This is a genomic window from Nostoc sp. KVJ3 (assembly GCF_026127265.1).
Classification (GTDB): Bacteria; Cyanobacteriota; Cyanobacteriia; order Cyanobacteriales; family Nostocaceae; genus Nostoc.
Genome location: NZ_WWFG01000001.1, coordinates 182,822 through 206,797 on the forward strand (window position 1 = coordinate 182,822; position 23,976 = coordinate 206,797).

25 protein-coding genes and 1 pseudogene are annotated in these 23,976 nt (G+C 41.1%); 19 read left to right on the top strand and 7 right to left on the bottom strand.

Annotation, left to right across the window (positions count from 1 at the left end; translation table 11 throughout):
* Positions 1-318 precede the first annotated feature (318 nt).
* The 7 genes from fdxB (at position 319) to GTQ43_RS00805 (ending at position 7,199) form a co-directional block, all read left to right on the top strand.
* Positions 319-612, top strand: coding sequence for a ferredoxin III, nif-specific (fdxB, locus tag GTQ43_RS00775; protein ID WP_265269834.1), 294 nt, complete (start codon positions 319-321; stop codon positions 610-612).
* Between the two features lie 493 nt (positions 613-1,105).
* Positions 1,106-2,140, top strand: coding sequence for a cytochrome c oxidase subunit II (locus GTQ43_RS00780; protein WP_265269835.1), 1,035 nt, complete (start codon positions 1,106-1,108; stop codon positions 2,138-2,140).
* 156 nt (positions 2,141-2,296) lie between these two features.
* Positions 2,297-3,985: a cytochrome c oxidase subunit I gene (gene ctaD / locus GTQ43_RS00785; protein WP_265269836.1), complete on the top strand. Its 1,689-nt coding sequence runs from the start codon at positions 2,297-2,299 to the stop codon at positions 3,983-3,985.
* A 642-nt stretch (positions 3,986-4,627) separates the two neighbouring features.
* Positions 4,628-5,224 carry a heme-copper oxidase subunit III gene (locus GTQ43_RS00790; protein ID WP_265269837.1) on the top strand — a complete coding sequence of 199 codons (597 nt, stop codon included), beginning with the start codon at positions 4,628-4,630 and terminating at the stop codon, positions 5,222-5,224.
* A gap of 152 nt (positions 5,225-5,376) precedes the next feature.
* The gene (locus GTQ43_RS00795; protein ID WP_265269838.1) at positions 5,377-5,862 is read left to right on the top strand and encodes a hypothetical protein; all 486 of its coding nucleotides are present in this window, start codon (positions 5,377-5,379) and stop codon (positions 5,860-5,862) included.
* Positions 5,863-6,060: 198 nt separating this feature from the next.
* Positions 6,061-6,672: a cupin gene (locus GTQ43_RS00800; protein ID WP_265269840.1), complete on the top strand. Its 612-nt coding sequence runs from the start codon at positions 6,061-6,063 to the stop codon at positions 6,670-6,672.
* A 56-nt stretch (positions 6,673-6,728) separates the two neighbouring features.
* A complete protein-coding gene (locus GTQ43_RS00805) occupies positions 6,729-7,199 on the top strand; it encodes an ArsC/Spx/MgsR family protein (protein ID WP_265269841.1) in 471 nt (156 codons plus the stop codon).
* A 175-nt stretch (positions 7,200-7,374) separates the two neighbouring features.
* Here the strand turns inward: GTQ43_RS00805 and cysK are convergent, their stop codons facing one another.
* A complete protein-coding gene (gene cysK / locus GTQ43_RS00810; RefSeq protein WP_265269843.1) occupies positions 7,375-8,334 on the bottom strand; it encodes a cysteine synthase A in 960 nt (319 codons plus the stop codon).
* 994 nt (positions 8,335-9,328) lie between these two features.
* On the opposite strand from cysK, the gene GTQ43_RS00815 reads away from it, so the two are divergent.
* From GTQ43_RS00815 to GTQ43_RS00840, 6 genes are all read left to right on the top strand, one after another.
* Entirely contained in the window at positions 9,329-9,751 is a 423-nt protein-coding gene (locus GTQ43_RS00815; protein ID WP_265269844.1) for a hypothetical protein, read from the top strand.
* 39 nt (positions 9,752-9,790) lie between these two features.
* A complete protein-coding gene (locus GTQ43_RS00820) occupies positions 9,791-10,072 on the top strand; it encodes a hypothetical protein (protein ID WP_265269846.1) in 282 nt (93 codons plus the stop codon).
* Between the two features lie 2 nt (positions 10,073-10,074).
* A complete protein-coding gene (locus GTQ43_RS00825) occupies positions 10,075-10,386 on the top strand; it encodes a hypothetical protein (protein ID WP_012407155.1) in 312 nt (103 codons plus the stop codon).
* A 290-nt stretch (positions 10,387-10,676) separates the two neighbouring features.
* Positions 10,677-11,039, top strand: coding sequence for a hypothetical protein (locus GTQ43_RS00830; protein ID WP_265269849.1), 363 nt, complete (start codon positions 10,677-10,679; stop codon positions 11,037-11,039).
* Positions 11,040-11,184: 145 nt separating this feature from the next.
* Positions 11,185-12,192, top strand: a complete 1,008-nt coding sequence (locus tag GTQ43_RS00835; protein WP_265269852.1) for an LLM class flavin-dependent oxidoreductase — start codon at positions 11,185-11,187, stop codon at positions 12,190-12,192.
* Positions 12,182-12,556 (top strand): hypothetical protein, encoded by a 375-nt coding sequence (locus GTQ43_RS00840; RefSeq protein WP_265269854.1) that lies wholly within the window; start codon positions 12,182-12,184, stop codon positions 12,554-12,556. The genes GTQ43_RS00835 and GTQ43_RS00840 overlap by 11 nt, the downstream gene beginning before the upstream one ends.
* Positions 12,557-12,731: 175 nt before the next feature.
* Here GTQ43_RS00840 and GTQ43_RS00845 read toward each other — a convergent pair.
* The 4 genes and pseudogenes from GTQ43_RS00845 to GTQ43_RS00860 all read right to left on the bottom strand — a co-directional run bounded on the left by GTQ43_RS00845 (position 12,732) and on the right by GTQ43_RS00860 (position 16,574).
* Positions 12,732-13,148: pseudogene (locus GTQ43_RS00845) on the bottom strand (putative toxin-antitoxin system toxin component, PIN family).
* Positions 13,138-13,365, bottom strand: coding sequence for a hypothetical protein (locus tag GTQ43_RS00850; RefSeq protein WP_265269856.1), 228 nt, complete (start codon positions 13,363-13,365; stop codon positions 13,138-13,140). The pseudogene GTQ43_RS00845 and the gene GTQ43_RS00850 overlap by 11 nt, the downstream one beginning before the upstream one ends.
* A 514-nt stretch (positions 13,366-13,879) precedes the next feature.
* A complete protein-coding gene (locus tag GTQ43_RS00855; protein WP_265269858.1) occupies positions 13,880-14,833 on the bottom strand; it encodes a class I SAM-dependent methyltransferase in 954 nt (317 codons plus the stop codon).
* Positions 14,834-14,936: 103 nt separating this feature from the next.
* Positions 14,937-16,574, bottom strand: coding sequence for a hypothetical protein (locus GTQ43_RS00860; RefSeq protein ID WP_265269860.1), 1,638 nt, complete (start codon positions 16,572-16,574; stop codon positions 14,937-14,939).
* Between the two features lie 88 nt (positions 16,575-16,662).
* Between GTQ43_RS00860 and GTQ43_RS00865 the strand changes: the two genes are divergently transcribed.
* Positions 16,663-20,001, top strand: a complete 3,339-nt coding sequence (locus GTQ43_RS00865) for an alpha-mannosidase (RefSeq protein ID WP_265269862.1) — start codon at positions 16,663-16,665, stop codon at positions 19,999-20,001.
* Between the two features lie 72 nt (positions 20,002-20,073).
* Here the strand turns inward: GTQ43_RS00865 and psbN are convergent, their stop codons facing one another.
* The gene (gene psbN, locus GTQ43_RS00870) at positions 20,074-20,205 is read right to left on the bottom strand and encodes a photosystem II reaction center protein PsbN (protein WP_094341799.1); all 132 of its coding nucleotides are present in this window, start codon (positions 20,203-20,205) and stop codon (positions 20,074-20,076) included.
* An 85-nt stretch (positions 20,206-20,290) separates the two neighbouring features.
* Between psbN and psbH the strand changes: the two genes are divergently transcribed.
* The 5 genes from psbH to GTQ43_RS00895 all read left to right on the top strand — a co-directional run bounded on the left by psbH (position 20,291) and on the right by GTQ43_RS00895 (position 23,072).
* Entirely contained in the window at positions 20,291-20,494 is a 204-nt protein-coding gene (psbH, locus tag GTQ43_RS00875) for a photosystem II reaction center phosphoprotein PsbH (protein WP_265269867.1), read from the top strand.
* Between the two features lie 150 nt (positions 20,495-20,644).
* A complete protein-coding gene (locus tag GTQ43_RS00880; protein WP_265269869.1) occupies positions 20,645-20,917 on the top strand; it encodes a TatA/E family twin arginine-targeting protein translocase in 273 nt (90 codons plus the stop codon).
* A gap of 132 nt (positions 20,918-21,049) precedes the next feature.
* Entirely contained in the window at positions 21,050-21,691 is a 642-nt protein-coding gene (pth, locus tag GTQ43_RS00885; protein WP_265269870.1) for an aminoacyl-tRNA hydrolase, read from the top strand.
* 331 nt (positions 21,692-22,022) lie between these two features.
* Positions 22,023-22,157: a hypothetical protein gene (locus tag GTQ43_RS00890; protein WP_265269872.1), complete on the top strand. Its 135-nt coding sequence runs from the start codon at positions 22,023-22,025 to the stop codon at positions 22,155-22,157.
* A 72-nt stretch (positions 22,158-22,229) separates the two neighbouring features.
* Positions 22,230-23,072 (top strand): SPFH domain-containing protein, encoded by an 843-nt coding sequence (locus GTQ43_RS00895; RefSeq protein WP_265269873.1) that lies wholly within the window; start codon positions 22,230-22,232, stop codon positions 23,070-23,072.
* Here GTQ43_RS00895 and folP read toward each other — a convergent pair.
* The gene (folP, locus tag GTQ43_RS00900; protein WP_265269874.1) at positions 23,069-23,929 is read right to left on the bottom strand and encodes a dihydropteroate synthase; all 861 of its coding nucleotides are present in this window, start codon (positions 23,927-23,929) and stop codon (positions 23,069-23,071) included. The two genes, GTQ43_RS00895 and folP, sit on opposite strands and share 4 nt — an antisense overlap.
* Positions 23,930-23,976: the final 47 nt, after the last annotated feature.

Consider the following 23,976-nt stretch of genomic DNA (forward strand, 5'->3'; position numbering starts at 1 on the left):
AAAAATAATATCATCACTCTTCTAGATACAGTTTCAAGTGATTAGGGGCTGCTGTCTCCAGTCAGATATTGAGTCAGAGCCTCTATAAATGTGTTGCCATGCAGAGCGTAAGAACAAGTTTAGCTTAAATATTCATAATTATTATTAGCAATAATTTGCATCTATTTTATGAAATAAGAAACAATTTACATTGTGTTCAAAGGCATCGAATTACGATGAGATAAAAGTAAGTTTTGAATACAAAATAATAAAAGATTAGGATAATATGATGATTAATGCACAAACAGATTGACAGGCAAAATTGCCGAGGATTTATTCATGGCGCAACTAACAGGTTTGACATTTGGCGGCAAGACTTGGACACCAAAATTTGCTCAAGAAATTAACAAGGATAAATGTATCGGCTGCGGCAGATGCGTTAAAGTATGCGGGTACAATGTGCTAGGTTTGAAGGCACTCAACGAAGAAGGCGAATTTGTAGAAGACGAAGACGATGAAGAAATTGAACGGAAAGTAATGGCAGTTACTTCTCCAGAAAACTGTATTGGTTGTGAAGCATGTTCACGGATTTGTCCCAAGAATTGCTACACCCACGTTGCAGTAAATAATTAAGGTTTTTGGAGTTAGTCAAAATTGTTGTTCATTCAAGGAGGTACTGTTTGTATAAAGCGCAAATGCGCTAGGCAAGGTAACTTGAGGGGAATATTAAATATTTACCGTAACCGATAAAAGGTTCACAGTAAACAAATCCGTAAATCGCAAAATGTTAGCTATTAACAAATTTAAACTTGCTGCTAATATAGCCTAATCAATATTAGGTAAACAGTGCCCTCTTGGAACAACTAGCTTTTATGAAAGCAGTGGGCTAACTTTGTGGTATGAGTTGAAATATAATTTATATTTGTTTGGGGGAAAGATATGAAAAAAATCTGGAAGTTTCCCCCTTTTTTTATGGCTGCACGTTAGAAATTTAATAAGTGAAAAGGAAATGGGGAATAGAGAATGGGGAATGGGGAATAGATAAGAATTCCCAATTCCCAATGCCCAATTCCCTATTCCCAGAAAATAACATCTCTAAAGACGGTTTACAAAGCAGGTAGCATATATGCAACAAATTCCTGTTTCACTATGGACTCTGGTTGCTGGGATAGTAGTTACAGCAATCAGCATTTGGATCGGTCAAAACCACACTCTTATGCCGGTGCAGGCATCGCTACAAGCGCCTTTGGTAGACGGTTTTTTCAACGTCATGTTTACCATTGCGATCGCACTCTTCTTGGTGGTAGAAGGAACCATTGTACTTTTTTTGATTCAGTTTCGTCGCCGCAAGGGTGATGATACCGATGGCGTGCGAGTGGAAGGTAACGTTCCCTTAGAAATCTTTTGGACAGCAATTCCAACGGTGATTGTCCTCTGTTTGGGCATCTACAGTGTAGATGTTTTTAACCAAATGGGCGGTTTTGAACCTGCTGGTCATCCTCATTCAGCAGCTCATGTTGCTAGTATGCCGGGAACTGCTCTTGCTGCTACACTCAGCGATAATTCTGAAGCAACAGTTACCCCGACAATTGGGATTGGCGCGTCTCCTCAAACCCTAAACAAACCAGCCGATTTAGTTGTTGATGTCAAAGGCATACAGTATGCCTGGATATTTAACTACCCCGATAGTGGCATTACCTCTGGGGAATTGCATATACCCGTCGGTGCTGATGTTCAACTTAACCTTTCAGCACAAGATGTAATTCATTCATTTTGGGTTCCAAACTTCCGCTTGAAACAAGATGCACTTCCCGGTATCCCGACCGAACTACGATTTGTCGCCACCAAACCAGGTACATATCCCGTAGTTTGTGCTGAATTGTGTGGTGGTTATCACGGTTCAATGCGGACAGAGGTAATTGTCCACACACCGGAAGAATATAATAGCTGGCGGACAGAAAACCAGATTGCTCAACAGCAAAACCCCAATCAAGTCGTTGCAGTGAGCGAGTCCCCGTCTTGGCGGTTTCCGGCGATGGGGAACTCGCGAACCCGAAGGGTTAATCCAGCCGACTTATCAACATCAGAGTTTCTCGCGCCCCACACCCATGATATGGGAATCAGTGCAGCAACTCTAGAGTCAGTAGTCATTGGTCATTAGTCATTGGTCATTAGTCATTGGTCATTGGTCATTAGTTATTGGTAACTGACAAATGACAACGGACAAATGACAAAGGACAAAAAGACAAAGGACAAATGACAAAGGACAAAAAGACAAAGGACAAATGACAAATGACAAACGACAAGGGACAAAAATATGACGCAGGTAGAATTTCCACGAAATAATCCACCAGAAGGAAATAAACCGGAAATGGTGGCTGGCCACACTTCGCATCCGAAGGCGTGGAAATGGCAAGATTATTTTACATTTAATGTTGACCACAAGGTTATTGGTATTCAATACCTGGTGACGGCGTTTGTCTTCTATCTCATCGGCGGACTGATGGCGATCGCTCTGCGGGTGGAATTAGCAACACCAGAATCAGATGTACTCGACCCCAATCTCTATAACGCTTTCATGACCAATCACGGGACGATTATGATCTTCCTGTGGATTGTCCCTAGCGCTATTGGCGGATTTGGTAACTATTTAGTGCCGTTGATGGTTGGTGCTAGGGATATGGCTTTCCCGAAACTGAATGCGATCGCCTTTTGGTTAAACCCACCAGCCGGTGCGCTTATATTAGGTAGTTTCATTTTTGGCGGTTCGCAATCTGGTTGGACAGCTTACCCACCTTTGAGTTTGGTGACAGCGCCAATCGCTCAAACTATGTGGATACTGGCGATCGTTTTGGTAGGAACTTCCTCAATTTTGGGTTCGCTGAACTTTGTGATCACCATTTTGATGATGAAGGTTCCGAGCATGAAATGGGATCAAGTACCCTTATTCTGCTGGGCAATCTTGGCAACTTCCTTGCTGGCGCTACTCTCTACACCTGTATTAGCAGCCGGTTTAGTTCTGCTGTTATTTGACCTCAACTTTGGCACCTCCTTCTTTAAACCAGATGCAGGCGGTAACGTTGTAATTTATCAACACTTATTCTGGTTTTATTCTCACCCGGCAGTATATTTAATGATTCTGCCCATCTTCGGCATCATGTCGGAGGTAATTCCAGTTCACGCCCGTAAGCCAATTTTTGGTTATAAAGCGATCGCTTATTCTAGTGTAGCCATCTGCGTTGTGGGTTTGTTCGTTTGGGTACACCACATGTTTACCAGTGGTACACCCGGTTGGATGCGGATGTTCTTCACCATCTCCACTCTCATCGTTGCAGTTCCCACTGGCGTAAAGATTTTTGCCTGGGTTGCTACCCTTTGGGGTGGTAAAATTCGCTTCACTGGTGCGATGCTTTTCGCCATTGGTTTGTTGTCGATGTTCGTCATGGGCGGCTTAAGTGGTGTGACGATGGGAACAGCGCCTTTTGATGTTCACGTTCACGACACATATTATGTTGTCGGACATTTTCATTACGTTCTGTTTGGCGGTTCCGTGTTTGGCATTTATGCCGGTATTTATCACTGGTTCCCCAAAATGACCGGACGAATGTTGAATGAAAGCTTGGCACGTATTCACTTTGCTCTCACCTTCATCGGTACAAATCTTACCTTTTTACCGATGCACGAGTTGGGTTTAAAAGGAATGCCTAGACGGGTGGCAATGTATGACCCTCAATTTATCGACCTCAATCAAATTTGTACCTTTGGCTCAATTGTTTTGGGGATATCGGTAATTCCTTTTGCCATCAACATAATCTACAGTTGGTTGCAAGGGCCTTTGGCAGGTGATAATCCTTGGCAAGCTTTGACTTTAGAATGGACAACTAGCTCACCACCTGCAATTGAAAACTGGGAAGTGTTGCCGGTTGTGACTCATGGCCCTTATGACTACGGTCACGGTCATAGTACTGAAGTACAGCCATCTGCAACACCAGAAGCTAGTGCTTAGTGAAAGCGTAGCGTTTTTAATGTAAGCCGATGCATTCACAATGCAAGCCAATGCATTAACAATGCAGACCAATGCATTCACAATGCAAGCTAATGCATTAACAATGCAAGCCGACGCATTAACAATGTAAGCCGATGCATTAACAATGCAAGCCGATACATTAACAATGCAAGCCGATACATTCACAATGTCAGGTATTGCCAAATTTAATTCGCTACGAATTAATGAAATGCTGTACTTAACGTGATGTGCAAGTTATTCTCTCCCCTAGAAGCTACGGTGTACACACAAGTCAAATTACCCCCCTTAATCCCCCCTTGTAAAGGGGGGAAACAAGAGATTCTTGTTCCCTCCCCTTTATAAGGGGAGGGTTAGGGTGGGCTAATTCGAGGACTGGTAGTGATTCGATAACTTGTGTGAAAGGTCAAGAGGCTTTGATTCTTGCTCCCCAACGCTAGCTCTTAAGGGTCTGGGGGTTAGGTTTGAAAGAAAGTTGCACACGGCGCTACTTGGTTAAGAAATAACTCTTGTGGGCTTGGGCATTCTGCCTTAATCTTGGACGGGTGAGACACCCATCCCACAAACAAATCAGGACTGTGAAGAATTGAATTGCCCGACGCTTCACCTTTGAGGGTAAACAACATGACCATAGCTACGACAAGCAAAGATCACAGTGCAGGACACGAAGAACATCCAGATTTAAGAGTTTGGGGATTGTTGACATTCCTTGCCTCTGAATCTCTGATGTTTGGGGGATTTTTTGCCACTTATCTATTTTTCCGAGGTATTACACCCGTTTGGCCTCCAGAAGGCAGTGAAGTAGAACTACTTGTACCGACAATTAACACCATTATTCTGGTGTCTAGTAGTTTCGTGATTCACTTCGGTGATACGGCGATTAAAAAGAATAACGTCAAGGGAATGCAACTGTGGTATGCAATTACTGCAATCATGGGGGCAATTTTCTTGGGTGGTCAGGTTTATGAGTACTCAACTTTAGGGTATGGTTTGACTACCAACGTCTTCGCCAACTGCTTTTATATCATGACCGGGTTCCACGGTTTGCACGTTTTTGTGGGACTGTTATTGATATTACGCGCATTGTGGCGATCGCGTCTCCCCGGTGAATATTCTGCAACCAATCATACTTTCATCGAAATGACAGAGATTTACTGGCACTTCGTAGACATTATTTGGATTGTTTTATTCACCTTGGTGTACGTTCTTACTTTGTTTTAAATTGGGCATTGGGCAAAGCAAAGACGCGATAAATCGCCGTCTCTACAATGATCAATCTTTCGTCTTGATGGCGATTTATCATCTCTCTTGCTTTAACCGAACCGTATTGCCTCATATCCCCGATCCTCCTTATCTCCATTCAGGAGTTAATTATGCAAGTCGATACAAACAAATTCTCATGGTTCCAGGTTCCAGAGGACATCAAACATTTATTAATTCTCGCTGCACAAAACTGGGAAAATACATCAGAATCCGAAAAATATATTCAACAAGCTTTAGCCCAAACTGGTGAAAATACAGATGTATTGGTAGCAGCATATAGATTTTTCTATTATAAAAACAATTATTCTCTTGCATTACAAACAACAATCAAATTATTAGATAAAATTAAAGAACTAGAACAATTCCCCGATGACTGGGAGCAACTTCAGCCGATATTAGTCAATCGCAAAGAAGACCCACAAATTCGATTGTACTTAAATGCTTATGCTGCTTCTGGATTAGTGCTAGCAAAGTTAGGAGAAATTGAGCAAGCCAAAGAAATCAGCACCAGAGTCAAGCAGATAGACGAAAAGAATGATTTTGGTTCTGGGATTCTGCTAGATATTTTGACACGTCCGCCAGAAGAAGATGATTAATTAGTCAGCAATGAAAAGTCAAGGTGAAATCATGAACAATTGGTTATCTACTAAATCCTATTCTTTATTAGGAGCAAGTACTGATAGTAACTCTATCATCCCTCCTATTAACATACCTACTAAACTTCCTGTAGGTAACATTCCTAATGTCTCACCGATCATTGTGATTCAATCTTCTCCGCTATCAATTTAAAAGTTATGAAAGGTAGGGATTGGCTGCTAACAGGGGACGGTCAGCATCAAGAATGTAAATCTGTAAGAGCCTGGGATTTATTGAGAGAAAATTACCGCCTTTATCGGTTTTTAACTGAGGTGGAAGATGTTCTCAATGGCAGTGACAAGGAAACCAATTGTCTACCAGAAATTCGGATGCTTGTAAGACGCTTGATGGTAAATTCCTACTGGGTGCAAAGTCAACATTTAGAGGCTTCACCCAAAACGGGAAGCTCTGTTTTACTCCTATATGATGAATTAGGTTTTCCGTTGACTGTGCAAACAGTAACATTTGCACCAGGAACCCGTTCAAACATTCATAATCATGGGACATGGGGAATCGTGGCGGTGTTAAAAGGCCAAGAAAAAAATACTTTTTGGCGACGCACCAATAGCCCAGAATTTCAGGACAAAATCGAAGCAACGGGAGAATTAACTCTCTTCCCAGGAGACATTATTAGCTTTACTCCCGATGCAATTCACAGTGTAGAAGCAGTGGGTGATGAACCAACTGTGACTTTTAATATTTATGGCGAAACCGATCCAAATGAGAGGTTTGAGTTTGACTCAGTTAGCCATAAAGCGAGGAATTTTTGATTTCATCAGTTCGTAGTTAGCGCTTTAGCGCTAAAGAATAATTAGGAGATAGTTGAATGGCAAAGGTAATTTTCTATAGCAAACCAGGCTGTAAAGGTGGAGTTAAGCAAAAAGTTTTGCTAACAGCTGCCGGTCATGAGGTGATACCACAAAATATGCTCACAGAACCTTGGACAGTTGAAAGGTTGCGTTCATTTTTTGGCGATCGCCCCGTAGCCGAATGGTTTAATCTTTCCGCCCCCAAGGTAAAATCTGGTGAGGTGGTTCCTGAAAAGGTGGATGAACAAACCGCCTTGGCGTTGATGTTGAAAGAACCACTGTTAATTCGCCGTCCTTTATTAGAAGTAGGCGAACAGCGTGAGGTAGGATTTGATGTCCAAAAGATTGATGCTTGGATTGGCTTACAAGCTGTAGATGAATCCTTGCAAGAAATCAGCGACAAGCTTCTGAAGCAAGATTTGCAAAACTGTTCCCACGGTAAAGATCATAGCCATCAACACCATAAGAAAGGCGGCTGTAAGCATTAGACATAGCTGACAATTCAGATCGTGTGCAAAAATCGATGAAAAACCTAACCCCCTAACCCCGGATGCGGGAAGGGGGAAAATTCAAAGTCTCTCTCCTTTTAGGAGAGAGATTTAGAGAGAGGTTTTAGAGATACCGTGAAAAATGTAGAGACGTAGCACTGCTACGTCTCTATCCTTAACGCACGCCAGCAGTTTCTAAAGACAAATCCTGAAACATTGGTGTACTGAGATAACGTTCGCCAAAGGAAGGCTGAATCATCACAATTAAACGTCCGGCATTTTCTGGACGTTTACCGACTTGAATTGCAGCACACAAAGCTGCACCAGAGGATATCCCAGATAATAAGCCTTCTTCTTTTGCCAAACGTCGCCCATAAGCGATCGCTTGTTCATCACTGACTCGAATTACTTCATCAACCAATTCCAAGCGCAGAACATCGGGGATAAATCCTGCACCAATACCCTGAATCTTATGTGGCCCGGCTTCACCACCGGAGAGAACAGGGCTATTGCTGGGTTCAACTGCGATCGCCTTAAAAGTCTTCTTGCGCTGTTTAAGTACCTCTGCAATCCCAGTAATCGTCCCACCAGTCCCTACCCCAGCAATGACGATATCCACTTCACCATCTGTATCCGTCCAAATTTCTTCGGCGGTAGTTTCTTGGTGAACTTTCGGATTAGCAGGGTTGCGGAACTGTTGCAGCATAAAAGCATTAGGAGTATTAGCCACAATTTCCTCAGCTTTGCGAATCGCTCCCCGCATTCCTTCCGCGCCTGGTGTCAACTCTAAAGCTGCGCCATAAGCTCTCAGCATAGCGCGTCTTTCTTGGCTCATCGTCTCAGGCATGGTCAAAATCAAACGGTAGCCACGCGCTGCTGCTACCATCGCTAGAGCAATTCCTGTATTACCTGAAGTAGGTTCAACTAAAATCGTCTTTCCAGGAGAAATTGAGCCAGCCGCTTCTGCTGAAAGTACCATACTCAACCCAATGCGGTCTTTCACCGAAGCGGCTGGGTTCATCCCTTCTAATTTGACAACTATCCTTGCTACTACTCCCTCAGCTTGAGGAATCTTGTTTAGTTGAACTAAAGGAGTTCGTCCGATTAGTTCTGTTATGTCTTGAGCAATCCGCATTATTTAACTCCTAAAATTCTAAATCTTAGTACAGAGTATTTACTTGTAACAATAAGCTTTTGTGTATTTAATTTGTAGTTTAGTGTTAATGAGTGCATATACTATGTATTCTAACTTAACCACAAAATACGAAAGTTTAGGAAGAACTTTTACCAGACACTCTCATTGATTCTCACTTGAGAAGATGTCTAGCTTGCCATCTTTGTATTTTACCATTTGGAATTGCTGACTATCGTCTCTTAGGCTAAGATCAATTTTTATAATTCTGTATATATGAATAATTTTTATCATCCTTTTCTATTTGTTATGGAAATTTAATTTACTTTCAAAACATTTAATTGATTTTCTAAATTTATTCATTTATCTTTATCAAGAGACATCGATATTTTATTTTGAGTGCAGATTTTATCTACCAAAACTTGCATCTAAAACCGTTCTAAAACATTGCCTATATTGCTTTTAGGTTGAGTACAAAAACACCAGAACCCCACTTCAAAAATACTAGAACCCCATCTCAAAAACACTAGCACCCATACCCCAATAAATTTTTATAAGACTTATCAGGCAATGATTACAGACGTTGAGTACTATTCTAATGAATTTAATAATCTTAACAAGACTGGGGTAAACTGTTTTGTGGAGGGCGGCTGATATAAATCGTATAGGATTTACGCAGAGATTCCCCTCTACCCCCCAACATTCCTGAGCGAAAGCTGAGTGAACTAGGGGGGACTTCTTAATCTCCCTTTTGAGAGCAAGATGAAACCAGATTCTAGGATCTAAGTGCGTTCTTTCTGATTGAATAATCCTACATTTTGTGAAAATGTTGGTAAATTTTCGGTGGTCAGTAGTCAGTAGTAATTAGAAAAGTAACTGACAACTAATTATTCTGAAAATTACCGTTTACACATATTTTAATATCAAAACTGTTTGATATAGACAGCAAAAGATATTTTCTTACTGGGTGCATACTACCTAGCAAGGGAGAGCCAAGATGAAAGCAAAACTTTTAAATGTTCTTACAGTTTTCGTAGTTACTTTAGCAGTGCTTTCTCCAGAGCTAGTAGTATTTGGCATAGTTTGGGAGCGACATCTGGATTTAGTAAAATCCCAGAATTTAGCCTACGAAGTTAACAAGACTACTCAAGATGCTCCCGCCTTGGCTCCCCAGACAGAGGTTACACATTCCCCTCAGACTAGCATCCAATCCTCTGACCGTAATGTGATTCATCAAATGCTGACTGTTGCTGAACAATATAAATTTGCCGCTATCTTACAATGGTTCTTCTTGTTAACCCCTATTTGTGTTGGGTTAGGAATTCTCTTTTATGACAGATACCTTGTGCATCGTGCGGCTGTTTTAAAAGAACAAGTTGAAATGTTGGAAAGACTTTGGCATCAAAGTATCGAACAGTAATCAATTCACAATTTACTCACTACAATCAACAAAATTACCATGTCAGAACAACGCCAGCAATTGTATTTCAACCTGATTGATGAATTACTCAGATGCCCTAATGGTCAAGAACCACAAATTTTGGAATCTAAGCCAGAATTGATTGATTCTGGTTTCGTAGAAACAATGTTACAAGTCGCAACTATGTTTGCCCATGAAGGCAATCAAGATGGTGCAAAATTTTTATTTTTTGTGGCGCGTGAGTTAGCTAAAGAATTGGGTTTATACCCTGAAGTTCCCAATACTGAAGTTGCAAATACTGAAACCGCAAATAAGGAGTAAAAATGCTGTTGACTTCAACGGATGCGGGGCAAATAGCTTTAGAACTGCTCATGGCAGATTGGAATATTTCAGAAGAGAATCGGGAGTGGTTCACAATCTTTAACTCTCGTCTAATTGGCGAGAGTTGGTACACCGTGGAATTAGGTGTAGAAGGCTTTCCCGATAGATGGTTTATTCAAGTATATGACACTGGAGCATGCGATCCAAACTATACATTTATATCGCCAATCCGTGGTTCTGAAGGATTTACGGACTTTGTAAATGTACCCGATATCATAGCAGAGGTCTTAGTTTGTGAACGCAATGCTCGATAATAATTAAAAATTCAACATTTAGAATTCAAGATTGAAATGTGCTGATTAAATACATTTTATTTGAATTCATGATTTTTGATGTCAGAGTATTTGGGAATATCTCATCTTTACAACAGGTACTGAAACCAATACTTTGATGTTTGATTCAATATAAAGATGCTTTACGCAAATCGGAGGTAATACCAAATAAGGTATGCCTCTTTTTTCTGTAATATTTAATATTTTATTTAAGCCTTATAAGGTATTTTTTCATCTTTAATTGATAAAATTATGTTATATTAAATAGCGTGATGGACGCTACAGAAATATCAGTTCCAATGATTGCTGAAGATATCTTAGCCAAAGAATTCACAAGAGTCCTCAACCACTACTACCCAAAAGTTGGGGAATTACTAGATGGGTGTCATGTGAAAGTCATCACCTGTTTTTGGGGACGACCTGCTAGACGCTTGCAGTATATAGGAATTTATTGCTCTGCCGAAATGATTTCCTATGTGCAAGCCCACAAAGAAATACTCAGAGAAGTAGCAGGGAATATGGGTCTAGTGCAGGTAGTCTGCATGAATGCCAAACGATTATTGCGCGATCCGATGTCGACGGTCAAACATAATAATCCACGCCTATGGTTGGAGTTGCAGTTAGTTGCAAATTAGTCATTTATGGATTATTTGAGAGAAGTAAAATGTGTTTGTAGTGAGGACTTTAGTCCTCAAATATCTTCAAATATTTAAGCACTAAAGTGCTTACTACGAACTTATTGACCACTAGAATAGCCAGCACAAAGTATTAACGCAAGTAATGAAAACTGGAATTTTCTGCAATTACGATAATTATCACCAAGATGCCCGTCGTGCCATGTTTGAGCAAGTCGCGCTGGTAAAACAGGCAGAAAGCTTAGGTTTTCAGTCAGCATGGGTGAGTGAGCATCATTTTAGTGAATCCAATCTCAGCCCGTCTATGTTGCTGTTAATGGCACACTTGGCGGGAATGACTTCAAGTATCCAGTTGGGCACGGCGGCGGTGTTACTGCCATTCCATAACCCGATTCGGGTGGCAGAAGATATCGCCACTCTGGATAACCTGTGCAATGGACGATTATTATTTGGAGTTGCCAAAGGCGGCCCCTTTCCCCAACAAAACAAGCATTTTGCGACACTCCCCAGTGAAGCCCGTCCCAAAATGCTAGAAGCGATCGCACTAATTCAAAAGCTGTTATATGAAACTGATGTATCATTTAATGGTAAGTATTATCAATGCGATCGCTTAACCATTTATCCCAAACCATTGCAGAGTCAAATTCCGGTGTATGTTGCCACTGGCGGCGATGATGGTATCGAACTTGCTGCTAAACATTCCTTCAGCTTAATGGGTGGGCCGCCATTCTCCCTACCAAGATTGAAGGATACTGTTGCTAAATATCGAGCCTTAAATTCTAGTGGTGCAGAAAACTTCGTGCTGGCACGCTTTTTTTATGTTGGCAAAACATTTGATGAAGCAGTGAGTGAGGCATTGCCTTTCATCCGCCAATTTAGTCAGAAAATGAAAGCTAATTCGGCTCAAATATTGCAGAATAGTGCGAATCCCAACCAAAAACCATTTGACCGCACAAACATTTGTTTCGACGAAGATTATTTGATTGAAAACTCAATCATTGGTGATGTGGAGACTTGTCGAGACAAAATCAAGAAATTTCAGGACGAATTAAATTTAAGTACCCTAGCCCTCAAACCCTCGTCTGCGGATATGCAAAAAAACCTGGAGAGTTTGACGCGCTACAACCAAGAGGTGCGAAATTATGTCTTCTAAACTATACCAGCTTCCTCCTGATGATTTACCTCCTGCTGAGGTAACGAAACAGGACGGAATGCTGCAAATGGAGCTAGAACAGTCTACTGGTAGATGCTTTTTTCTAGCTTGCGATCGCATTACGCGAGTTTTGTTGTCTAATTGTCAGTGGTATCTCACAACAAATGCCACCATCCTAACATTAATTGTTGACTGCCCTGACATAGTATCTTACTGGCATATAGTCAGCAATATTGCCCAGTTAGGTAATAGGTTAGAACGGTTTGCTAGCAATGGCAAAATCCGCGTTTATCCGCCATTTGGCAAAGGGATGCCGTTTGAAATCAGCGTAAATGAAATATCAGCTTACCGAGATTGGCTTTAATTTCAATAGGCACAAATGGGGAATCACAAAAAATATAGCTGATTCATCCTTATTACACCCTGTACTCCTAAAGTGCAGGGTGTTGCAATTTTATAAGAATTACAATATTGCGTATGTTTAATTTTATCCTAAAAAATAAGTATTTTGGCTGAATAAGTACAATTTTTCCCGTGAATTAACCAAGGTCAATAAAGTCTCTGGGAGTAACGATCTGGTTTTGATATTCGGCTAGGATCTTGAGTGATAAAAGGTCTTGATCTCCTGTGAGCAGAAATTCGGCGTTGGAATCTTTAGCAAGTTCTAAAAATTTGTTGTCGTCTGGATCTCTACAGGTGTTTACTTAAGATTTTATTTCTATAAATTTACTGTATTTTTTAACTACACCCAAAAAATCTTGCCGTTCTTCATCTGAGATATATTTATCGAACTTACGTTTGTAAATTCGTGTCTTTAATTCTTGATAAGTTTCATCGCTTTGAGCAATAAAGAATTCTTTATAGATTTTATCTAGGGCTTTACGGGCTGTTCCATCAGGACTCAGGACAGCACTAAGTAAAACATTTGTGTCAATGACAATTAGTTTATGATTCATCGGCGAGTAATTCTTCTAGCATTTCTTCGGTTAGTCCTTTGGCTTGAGCATTTCTGCCGATTCTGTCAAAAACACTAAGTAAATCTTCATCTTTATTGTTTGGAGAAGTTCTCTTTATTTCTTGAATGAGTTCTTCTTGTTCTTGTGCTGGTAATTGTCGGACAAGATTAAGAATTTGCTCAAAGGTTAGAGGAAGTTGATAGGTTTTTTGATTCATGGTGGATTCTGGAGGGGAGCAATGCGATTTTGTGAGATGGGTAAGCAGGGTAGGCAGAGGAGGCAGGGGAAGAGAAAGAAAATAAGTGTAGAAGCAGTCTGTTTCGGTAGTAAAAATACTAAAAATGCCTCTTTACTCCCTCTGCTCCCCCTGCCTATTTTACGAGGATCTAACTTTTTCGCGTTGCTCCCGTTCTGGAGTTAGTGGATAGGGACTTGGCGCACATCTATTTTACCTCTTACCAGGATTAGCGTATCTCAAATCCTATTGACAAGAGGACTTACCTAATATGCAACGTCGGGTTCTAGGTACAAGGTTCGAGTAATGCCAACTTTCCTTTGAGAACAAGAAAAGCAAAACTAAAGTATCTTTTGCACCCAGGATAGATAGCAAAGACATTACTACTCAGTTTCAGGAATACTTCACTCTAATCAATGCTAACCTTGCCTACTCCCTATTCCCTACCTATTACACTCGCTTGCGCTTCGCACACCACGCAATTAAGTTCTCCAAATCAAAATAGCTTTAATTCTACTAATACAATATCTGCTGCAATAGTTTTATTAACTCGATCGCGCTTTAATTGATCAAAGAATATGTTCAAAAACAAAGTAGGATTTTTTATTATCTCTTGGAATAATTTAAACTTAGAGACTGTTTGATTTTTCCCAAATTTAGATAAACTAAAATTGTTTGCTGTTCTGGCCATAACAGAATTTGCCTGTGGCATATAAAATTTTATCTCACAGCCTAGTTGATCTGCTAGTTCTTCGTAAGATTTTTTATTCCAACGCAACAGATGATGTGGTGGATGATTTAATATATCAAACCAGTCTGATTCAACTGACATAGGTGAATAAGGAGTGCTGATAAATATACTACCCATCGGTTTAAGGACAGAAAGCATTGATTCAATAAATTGCTTTGGTTGGCTAATATGTTCTAAGCAATGAAAAGATAATATATAGTTAAATTTTTCACTAGAAAATTTATTGGAAAAACTCTCAATTGTTTCACAGTAAACTTCAAATCCTCTTGTCTGACATTGCTGAACAGATTCTGGAGTTGTATCTAAGCCAACGATGCGAGTATTTGAAAGTTTTTTAGCAATTTCAAGAAAATTACCTCCTCCACAGCCTACATCTAAGATAGATATTGAATTTTGTCTTTCTCGTTTATCTATTTGTTCAATTACAGCAAACCATTCCCATCTAGATGTCGGATAATAACCTGCTCTAGTAGTAACCCATTGGTAAAATGACTGGCTACCAGCTTCGAGAGGGAAAGAATATTCAAGCGAGCAATTTTTACATTGCTGGATCTCATAGTCTATTATTTCAATTTTTTCTGGAGGCTTTTCAGCAAAATAATCTTCTAATTCGCTCATAATATTCTGTTGAGATAATGAACGAATATGGATACTTTCACAATCGCAAACAGGACATTTATTTAAAATATTTTTAGTCATAATTATGATTTAGATGTTGATTCATCAAATTTTATCATCGAGCGTAGCCGAGATATTAAATAACTCGTAATTAGTAATCCTCGTTAAAGTCAATTATTACGAATTATTTCCCCTGCCATAGCTGTCGTAACGACTGAAAAATCCTGACAAATCTCTCTTCTAGCCAAAGCATAATATAATCAAGCCATTCCAGAATTTGCTCTAAAGGGTGCTTCTCGTAACCCGTTGAAATTACTTTAGTTTCTATCCAGTCTGGCTGTGCCTCAACTTGACTACTTTGCTGAAATTGCTGTTGCAAAATTTCCCCTTTCCGATTCTTGCTTTTACTTTGGGAAATCTGGGCTTGCGTTTGTTGGGTAGAGGCGATTTTTCCAGATTTTTTTTGATTTGAGGCAAGATTAGTAGTTAGTTGTTGCCTTCGCACCAAACCAGATCCGATTTTAGGTTGTTGTCCAGTCAAATTCTTTTGGGAAAAGTTTCCTACTGATAAAGTTGAGGCTAAAGCAGGATTTTTCAATTGAGAAACTGTAGCTGACTTCTCAGTAATAGTTTCGGTTTCCCCAAATAAATCACCCCACGTTAACCAAGGATCGATATCTAAATCCTGGTTATCTAACAGAGGGCTTTTAGATAAGGCTTTTTTTAAGGGTGATGAGAATAGTTTACCTGGCAATGGCTCATCACTAGTTGTTGGCTCAAGTGATTTTCTACTACCAACACCAAAAAAGTAATTAAGCGCCGCCTCAATCAAAGCCTGAAGATTCAGTGTATGAGTTTCTAAACCATTAGGAGTGGTTGCAATTCCTCCGCTAGCAGCTAATTTCTCTTTACCATAAATCAAGATGTCTAACTGAGTTTGGGCAACTTGAACAATTTCTTGGCTACGTTCTTGCACAGGTACTAAAGCATTTGACTCTAACTTAGCAACGGCTATATCTATAAATTCTAATAATCTATCTGTCTTAAGCAAGTTTTTTGGTATTCCCTCGGCTAAAGCTGGAATTTTAGCTGGGTTTCCATCAGTTAATTTTGCTAATAAACGGTCAATTTGTGGTAATAAATCAGTTTCTTTATTAGCAATCGTCAACCGCCAATCTTGCCAGTAATTAGCAACTTCGTTAATAATTCTATCTTCTAATTTTGCTTGCTGCTGTGGTGTCAAAATATCTAAAATTTCATTGTCAACAGTCACAAGTACTAAACAACGATTCATCAAATTTGTGGCAATTCCCCGCACTCCTAAAAGATGCTGTTTAAGAGGATTATCTAACTCTGAATTATTGAGACTTAAGGCTTGATTTTCTGCAACATTTGACGATTGAGTAAGATTAGCCTTATTATCAACGAATTTCAGCCGAAAAACTCCTAACAAAGCCAATGAATTGAAGAGTTTAGATGTTTTTGCTGGAGTAGAGACGCTTTCATCTGACAACAGATATTTGACTGTCTCTAGTACTTGTTGAATAGGACTATCAACATTTGGAATTTCGGGTGGAGAATCGGTATCATTTGGTTGTAACTTTAGTCTAGTTTGTGGTTCTTGAGTCTGTAGCGTTTTGCCAGATGATTCCGATGACTGAAACAGTAGATACACTGGGTAAAGTAATACCTCCACACCCCACTTAGTGGCAACTTGCAAATGCCGGAAGGTGTGTTCCCACTGTTGTGTCACCCGCCGAGATTGCTGGTGGACAAAGTTAAATAGTCTGCTTTGATAACGACCAGAGGAACCAGAAGACATAGTAGTAATTTTTTTAGTTCAAGTCTTGTTAAGTTGTGAGACTCGCGCCAAGCAATAAAAACAACCAACACCTCATCTTAGCGAATATATGACCCCGACTGTCTCTCAATCTCAGACCAAATTTCTCTCACAAGCAATTGAGCAACTGCGCTCTTTTTGTCAAGTTAATATTCAGTCTACTTGGCTATACCAGGAATCTGACCTGATTATTACTGATGTTGTAGCTGCTGATTTATCTCATTGGCAACCTGTCCAGTTAAATCCTAAAGAACATATTGCTTGGGCGGGCGGCAAAAAAGTGCTATGGCTAGTGCAAAAATTGGTGGTTCCCCAAGATTTACATAGTTATCCCTTAGCTGGGTTATCTTTGCGGCTAGCGCTGGTTTGGTGGGCAGATTCTGCTGAAATTTATGTAAATGGGGAGTTGGTGCTGGAGGGTGATTTATTTGATTGTTCGCCTAGAGTGCTTATCAGTCAAGGGGTAAAGCCAGGGGAGGAGTTTCTTGTGGCTTTGCGGTTGGTGAGTCCGGGACATTGTGACGGTGCTTTAGTGCGATCGCTCTTAGTTTATGAGTCTATTGATCATAATAATCCCGATCCGGGTTTTGTGGCTGATGAGTTAGCTGTGATGCAACTTTATTTGGAAAGGTTTGCGCCGGAGAAGTTGGATGTTTTCGCGGCGATGCTGGGGGAGGTTACGAACCGCAGAGGCGCAGAGAAGCCAGTGCGTTGGGCGGGTTCCCCGACTTGTAGCAACTGGCGCGACACAGAGAAAGAAGAGTTAGTAAGATCGTTTTTGTCCTTACGCCAAAATTTAATTAAATCCGACATCTTAGCCCCCCTTTTTAAGGGGGGTTGGGGGGATCAAAAATCTAAAATTTTTCTGTTGGGTCATGCTCACTTAGATTTAGCATGGTTATGGCCTGTGAGTGAAACTTGGAATGCGGCGCAAAATACTTTTGAGTCGGTTCTGAAGTTGCAAGCAGATTTTCCTGAGTTAATTTTCTGTCATTCCACTCCCGCACTTTATGCTTGGATTGAAGAACATCGCCCAGATTTGTTTGGGGCGATTCAAGCACAGGTAGCTGCTGGACGTTGGGAAGTTGTCGGCGGGATGTGGGTGGAACCGGAACTCAATCTAATTTCTGGTGAATCAATAGTCCGTCAGCTATTGTATGGTCAACGCTACATTGAAGAAAAGTTTGGTAAGCTTTCAACTATAGTCTGGGTTCCAGATACTTTTGGTTTCTGTGCAACTTTACCGCAGTTTTTCGCTAATGCCGGAATTGAGTATTTTGTCACCCAGAAGTTGCGGTGGAATGATACTACTAAATTTGATTATGGGGCTTTTTGGTGGCGATCGCCTGACGGTAGCGAAGTGTTTAGTTTAATGTCTGCACCTATCGGTGAAAGCATTGACCCAGTTAAAATGGCATCCTACGCTCTGGAATGGCAATCCCAAACTGGTTTATCAGAGTCCCTTTGGCTTCCCGGTGTCGGCGACCACGGCGGCGGCCCCACTCGTGATATGTTAGAAATTGCCCAACGCTGGCAAAAATCACCTTTTTTCCCAGACTTAGAATTCACTACGGCTGAAAAATATTTACAGCAAATCAAATCAGAATTCAGAATTCAGGAGTCAGAATTCAGGAGTCAGAATTCTCCCCCTGCTTCCCCTGCCTCCCCTGCCTCCCCTGCCTCCCCTGCCTCCCCTACCTCCCCCTCATTCCCTACTTGGAATGACGAACTATACTTAGAATTTCATCGCGGTTGCTACACTACCCACGCAGATCAAAAGCGCTGGAATCGTCGTTGTGAAAATTTATTATATGAAGCTGAATTATTTGCTACCTTAGCAACCATAAGCTGTGGTGTAACATATCCTCAAGCAGAAATTGAAGCAGCTTGGAAGCAGGTGTTATTTCAACAGTTTCACGATATTTTACCTGGTTCTTCAATTACTCAAGTTTACACAGATGCGTTACCTCAGTGGCAGCAAGTGGAACAAGTCGGAACGAAGATATTACAGGAATCACTTTTAGCGATCGCATCTCACATTACCCGATCGGAACCACCAAAACCCAATAGTTTACCTATTTTCATTTTCAATTCTTTGAATTGGCAACGTTCTGAGATAGTCTCTGTAGCCTTACCCACACCAGAAAAATGGCAAATTTACGATATTTCTGGAAACCAGCTTATCTCCCAATTATCTGAATCATCAACCCTACTATTTCTCGCCCCCGAAATCCCACCCGTAGGCTACCGCATATTTTGGCTATCCCCCTCATCCCCCTCATCCCCCTCATCCCCCTCATCCCCCTCATCCCTCCCAGACTGGATTTTAGAAAATGAATTCTTGCGAGTTGTTATAGATCCTGACACTGGAGATTTATCAAGTATTTTTGATAAAACTTATCAACGAGAAGTTTTAAGTGGCGCGGGGAATCAACTACAAGCTTTTAAAGATAGTGGTCAATATTGGGATGCTTGGAACATAGACCCCAATTATGCCCAGCATCCCTTACCCTCAACAAATCTTCAATCTATTCAGTGGCTAGAACAAGGCCCAGTGCAAAACCGTGTGCGCGTGGTGCGTCAGTTGGGTGAATCGGAATTTTGCCAAGACTATATTCTACAAGCTGGTTCACCTCTGCTGAAGATAGCTACTACTGTCAATTGGCAAGAAAATCAGGTATTAGTGAAAGCTGCTTTTCCTCTAAATATCGAAGCAGATTTTGCTACTTATGAAATTCCCTGTAGTGCGATTCGCCGCCCAACTAAACCAAAAACCCCCGCAGAAAAGGCAAAATGGGAAGTCCCCGCTTTACGTTGGGCTGATTTGACGGGAGAAACACACAAGGGTATTCACGGAGTTAGTTTGCTGAATGATTGTAAATACGGTTACGACAGCAAACCAAATCAACTCCGCCTAACACTGCTACGCAGTCCTAATTGGCCAGATTCAGAGGCTGATAAAGGTTTTCACGAGTTTACATATACCTTGTATCCTCATGCTGGTAGCTGGGAATCAGCCCATACGGTACGGCGTGGCTATGAATTGAATATACCGTTGCAAGTGATATTGAATCCTGTTAATGAAAACCCACCTGAAAATCCTCCCCTCTCTGCTGGTAAAGATGGGTTGGGGGTGAGTTTCCTAGATTTATCAGCTGAAAATTTAATCTTGATGGCGTTGAAGCCATCTGAAGATGATGCACAACAGTTAATTCTGCGGTGTTATGAATGTCACGGAGAAACAGCCGAGTTTTCTTTGCAAAGTAATCTGGGGTTAAATCTAGAAGATACAGTAGATTTGTTAGAGCGTTCCTCTACTACTGAATTCTCATCTGGGAAACAAATCTTAACAATAGAGCCTTGGAAAATCGCCAGTTTCAAGGTAATCCCAGCAATTAATCCCAGGTAAATATTGTTCGTAATTTGCGCTAAAGCGCAAAAATTCCTATAGAGACGCGATTAATCGCGTCTCCTGACTCTTTTAATCTTCGTGGTCATCAAACGGATCGTTCAATTGCTTGCTAGGAGGGCCAAAGGAGGTATAAATCGACAGTCCAGTGATGGCAACCACCACGGCGGCCACAGAAATGCTAAGAACTATTGCGGGTTCCATAATTGAGAGATAGATGATGAGTGCTATTCTTATAGAATATTACAGAAGATTAAAAAAAGCTTTGGCAAGTAATATTAGGTGAACTATGGCACAAAGGACTCGGTTGGGAGATATCCTGAAACCACTTAATTCTGAGTATGGAAAAGTGGCTCCAGGTTGGGGTACTACCCCTGTGATGGCTGTTTTTATGGCGCTATTTTTCGTGTTTCTACTGATTATTCTGCAACTTTACAATAAATCACTGTTAGTTCAGGATGTAGTAGTCGATTGGCGGAGTTTAGGAGGCTAACAGATACATAGCTATCAAGTTTGGATAACAAGTTAAGTTACGCCCGGTTCATCCGGGTTTTTTTGTCAATGCTCAGTCCACACTAACTATTGAGTAGACTACATAATATGCGGGTTTCTGTAGTGGTTCTATAGTTTACAGGAGACAAAAATGAATATATTTGGTATCGGTCTGCCGGAAATGGGTGTAATTATGGTAGTAGCATTGTTGATCTTTGGCCCAAAGAAGCTACCAGAAATTGGTCGGAGTGTGGGTAAAACAATTCGTAGTTTTCAAGAAGCTTCTAAGGAGTTTCAAACCGAGTTTCAAAAAGAAGCAGAACAGTTAGAAGAAGCTGTAAAAACTACTGCTGAATTGGAACCTAAGCAAATCTACCCTGCTAAATCTGAGCAGGATACCACTAGTTCTTCTCAACCTAGTTAGTAATTTGTCAAGTTCGTAGTAAGGACTAAAGTCCTGGATTTTTTTAAGCACTTAAGTGCTTACTACAAACCGATCAAAATTAATCAGACAGAGTACTAGAAGAGTGATGCAGATCAATTGACTGTAGGCAAAATGACAGAAGCTTCTACGCAACCAGCTTTGGTGATTCCCCAGCTAATTGTCGGGTTGGGGAATCCAGAAAGCAAGTACGACCAAACTCGCCATAATATTGGCTTTGCTGCTGTGGAAACTCTTTGCCGTTCTTGGCGCATTTCCTTGGGAGAAAACCGCAAGTTTCAGGGTGAGTATGGCGAGGGTATAGCCCCAGATGGAGGTAAGATTCGCTTACTAAAGCCGTTAACTTATATGAATCGCTCAGGACAGTCAATCCAGGCGGTGACAAGTTGGTATAAATTGCCGCCTGAGTCAGTGCTGATAATTTACGACGATATGGATTTGCCCTTGGGAAAAACTCGTCTGCGGTTATCTGGTTCGGCTGGGGGACATAACGGCATGAAAAGTGCGATCGCACATCTTAGTACCCAAAACTTTCCCCGTTTGCGAATCGGTATTGGGAAACCCAAAGGTGCAGCTAATAACGATGATTCTGATACTGTCTCCCACGTGCTGGGGCGATTTTCCGCCGCCGAAAATCAGCAGATGTCTTTTGTACTTCAGTTCGTGGTTGAGTGTATTGAACTAAGCCTCAAGCAGGGCGTAGAAAAGGCGATGAATGTTTGTAATAGCCGCACCATTAATAATTCTGAGTCTTAGGCACTTTTAGATTCCCCTAACCCCCCTTTAAAAAGCTGTGGTGTACACACAAGTCTGAAAATAGCTGAAGAATACGGGTTTTACCCCTCCCTAACCCTCCCCTTATAAAGGGGAAGGGACAAGATTCTTTTTGCCCCCTTTCTAAAGGGGGATTAAGGGGGCAATTCATGAATTGCCCCTACGACGGATCTGGTTTTTCCAATCATCTATACTTGGTCTTTTATGTCAATGCGTAAGTCCTATTTAATTAAATTTAAGTGAATATACTGGATATAAGCACAGCCTGTCTGAAAATATCAGTACAAGTAATGTTAATTACATCAAGTAGTTCTTGCCAGGGTGCGATCGAGATGCTTTAATAGCGATCGCATTCCGCAAAACAATCCTACTTACAGAATATGTACAAGACGCGCAGCGACTCGACATTGTTGCTGGTGTTGATAAAATTACAGACTTAAAACATTAAACTCTAAAGATATGACAAGCTAGTAGCATATCTTTGACACTAAATTCTCCCGAAAGCTGAATAGGAGCATACATGGAGCCAATTATTGCTATAGTTTTAGCCCTTATAGGTTATGCATTAGGTTCTGCAAAACTGATTAATCAAGGTAATGAAGCCCTAGTGGAACGCTTAGGGCGGTATCATCGAAAACTTAAGCCAGGGCTGAACTTTATTGTTCCCTTGGTAGATCAGATTGTGATGGAAGATACTACACGAGAGCAAATTTTAGACATTAAACCTCAAGAGGTGATCACCCAAGATAATATTTCTGTGGAAGTGGACGGTGTTGTGTACTGGCGCATCAAAGATATTGAGAAAAGCTTTTATGCTATTGAGGATCTGCAAGGGGCGCTGACACAGGTGGCTACAACAACACTCCGGGAAGTCATTGCCCAGAACACCTTGGAGCAGACCAATGTCTCTAGACTAGAGATGCACTCAGCCCTCTTATTCGAGTTAAATAATATAACGGCAGATTGGGGAGTTGAGATTCTCCGGTTAGACCTTCAGAGAATTACCCTACCTGAGAGTGTACGAAAGTCTAGGGAAGAGGAGCAAGCGGCTGTAATCAAAAAACGGGCGCTGATTACCGAAGCAGAAGGGGAAAAGGAAGCTTCTATTAAGAAAGCAGAAGGAACTATGGCTTCAGTGCAAATCATTTCTCAAGCTCTCCGTTCCAATCCCGATAGTAGAGATATTTTACGGTATCTTGTGGCTCAAGATTATGTAGATGCTAGCCAAAAACTTGGTGAGAGTGCTAATGCCAAAATTGTCTTTGTAGACCCCGCTAACTCAACTGAAATGTTTCAGGAATTGATAGCCGAGTCGATAATTACAGAGGGTCACGGCAAAAAATCCGAAAACGGCAATACTTAAGAATCAGACTGCGTTGCTTGTCTTAATATTGCATCGGCTACTAATGACACATCGCGCATTTCTTGAACATCGTGAACTCGGAGGATATCAGCACCATTAAAAATAGCAGCACAACAAGCTGCTGCCGTTCCCCAAACTCGTGCTTTGGGATCTGGTTGATTTAAAATGCGGCCAATGAAACTTTTACGAGATGCTCCTACCAAGATAGGGCAGTTGAGTGTTGTTAGTGATCGCAAGCCGCGAAAAATTTCTAAATTTTGCTCATGGTTTTTAGCAAAACCAACACCAGGATCGATAATAATTTTATCCCGGTCAATGCCCGCAGCAGTTGCTACGTCAATTTGTCGAGCCAAAAAATTAGAAATCTCTCTGAGCAAATCTTGATAATCAGTTTGTTGTTGCATCGTCTGTGGTGTCCCCCGGATGTGCATTAAAATAATCGGCACACTTAACTCTGCCACTGTCGGCAACATTTCTGAGTCAAAAGTGCCGCCAGAAATATCATTAATAATATCCGCTCCAACTTCTACAGATGCTCTGGCTACAGCCGCACGGGTTGTATCTACAGAAATCGGCACTGAAATTTCTGGTCTTAGCACCTGTAACACCGATAACACCCGCTCAAGTTCCTCAGCCAGAGTTATTTGCTTTGCCCCTGGGCGCGTTGATTGACCGCCCACATCGATAATGTCAGCACCAGCCGCTACCAGTGCTTGCGCCTGTACTAAAGCGGCAGAGGTAGTATTAAACTCACCCCCATCACTAAAACTATCAGGCGTTACATTCAAAATTCCCATCAAATAAGTTCGCTGTCCCCACTCGAAACAGCGTCCTCGAATTATCAAATTGCTTGGCATAAATCTACATTAGGCATTCCCATGCAAAGCATGGGAACAAAAGAAGG

Bases quoted from the DNA above. Each gene is read 5' to 3' on its own strand.
- psbN (WP_094341799.1), bottom strand. From the start codon at position 20,205: ATGGAACCCGCAATAGTTCTTAGCATTTCTGTGGCCGCCGTGGTGGTT.
- GTQ43_RS00860 (WP_265269860.1), bottom strand. From the start codon at position 16,574: ATGTCTTCTGGTTCCTCTGGTCGTTATCAAAGCAGACTATTTAACTTT.
- GTQ43_RS00840 (WP_265269854.1), top strand. From the start codon at position 12,182: ATGTCTTCTAAACTATACCAGCTTCCTCCTGATGATTTACCTCCTGCT.
- GTQ43_RS00880 (WP_265269869.1), top strand. From the start codon at position 20,645: ATGAATATATTTGGTATCGGTCTGCCGGAAATGGGTGTAATTATGGTA.
- cysK (WP_265269843.1), bottom strand. From the start codon at position 8,334: ATGCGGATTGCTCAAGACATAACAGAACTAATCGGACGAACTCCTTTA.
- GTQ43_RS00795 (WP_265269838.1), top strand. From the start codon at position 5,377: ATGCAAGTCGATACAAACAAATTCTCATGGTTCCAGGTTCCAGAGGAC.
- psbH (WP_265269867.1), top strand. From the start codon at position 20,291: ATGGCACAAAGGACTCGGTTGGGAGATATCCTGAAACCACTTAATTCT.
- GTQ43_RS00780 (WP_265269835.1), top strand. From the start codon at position 1,106: ATGCAACAAATTCCTGTTTCACTATGGACTCTGGTTGCTGGGATAGTA.
- GTQ43_RS00825 (WP_012407155.1), top strand. From the start codon at position 10,075: ATGCTGTTGACTTCAACGGATGCGGGGCAAATAGCTTTAGAACTGCTC.
- GTQ43_RS00865 (WP_265269862.1), top strand. From the start codon at position 16,663: ATGACCCCGACTGTCTCTCAATCTCAGACCAAATTTCTCTCACAAGCA.
- GTQ43_RS00805 (WP_265269841.1), top strand. From the start codon at position 6,729: ATGGCAAAGGTAATTTTCTATAGCAAACCAGGCTGTAAAGGTGGAGTT.
- GTQ43_RS00855 (WP_265269858.1), bottom strand. From the start codon at position 14,833: ATGACTAAAAATATTTTAAATAAATGTCCTGTTTGCGATTGTGAAAGT.
- GTQ43_RS00800 (WP_265269840.1), top strand. From the start codon at position 6,061: ATGAAAGGTAGGGATTGGCTGCTAACAGGGGACGGTCAGCATCAAGAA.
- GTQ43_RS00815 (WP_265269844.1), top strand. From the start codon at position 9,329: ATGAAAGCAAAACTTTTAAATGTTCTTACAGTTTTCGTAGTTACTTTA.
- GTQ43_RS00835 (WP_265269852.1), top strand. From the start codon at position 11,185: ATGAAAACTGGAATTTTCTGCAATTACGATAATTATCACCAAGATGCC.
- GTQ43_RS00790 (WP_265269837.1), top strand. From the start codon at position 4,628: ATGACCATAGCTACGACAAGCAAAGATCACAGTGCAGGACACGAAGAA.
- GTQ43_RS00850 (WP_265269856.1), bottom strand. From the start codon at position 13,365: ATGAATCAAAAAACCTATCAACTTCCTCTAACCTTTGAGCAAATTCTT.
- fdxB (WP_265269834.1), top strand. From the start codon at position 319: ATGGCGCAACTAACAGGTTTGACATTTGGCGGCAAGACTTGGACACCA.
- GTQ43_RS00830 (WP_265269849.1), top strand. From the start codon at position 10,677: ATGGACGCTACAGAAATATCAGTTCCAATGATTGCTGAAGATATCTTA.
- GTQ43_RS00895 (WP_265269873.1), top strand. From the start codon at position 22,230: ATGGAGCCAATTATTGCTATAGTTTTAGCCCTTATAGGTTATGCATTA.
- ctaD (WP_265269836.1), top strand. From the start codon at position 2,297: ATGACGCAGGTAGAATTTCCACGAAATAATCCACCAGAAGGAAATAAA.
- pth (WP_265269870.1), top strand. From the start codon at position 21,050: ATGACAGAAGCTTCTACGCAACCAGCTTTGGTGATTCCCCAGCTAATT.
- folP (WP_265269874.1), bottom strand. From the start codon at position 23,929: ATGCCAAGCAATTTGATAATTCGAGGACGCTGTTTCGAGTGGGGACAG.
- GTQ43_RS00820 (WP_265269846.1), top strand. From the start codon at position 9,791: ATGTCAGAACAACGCCAGCAATTGTATTTCAACCTGATTGATGAATTA.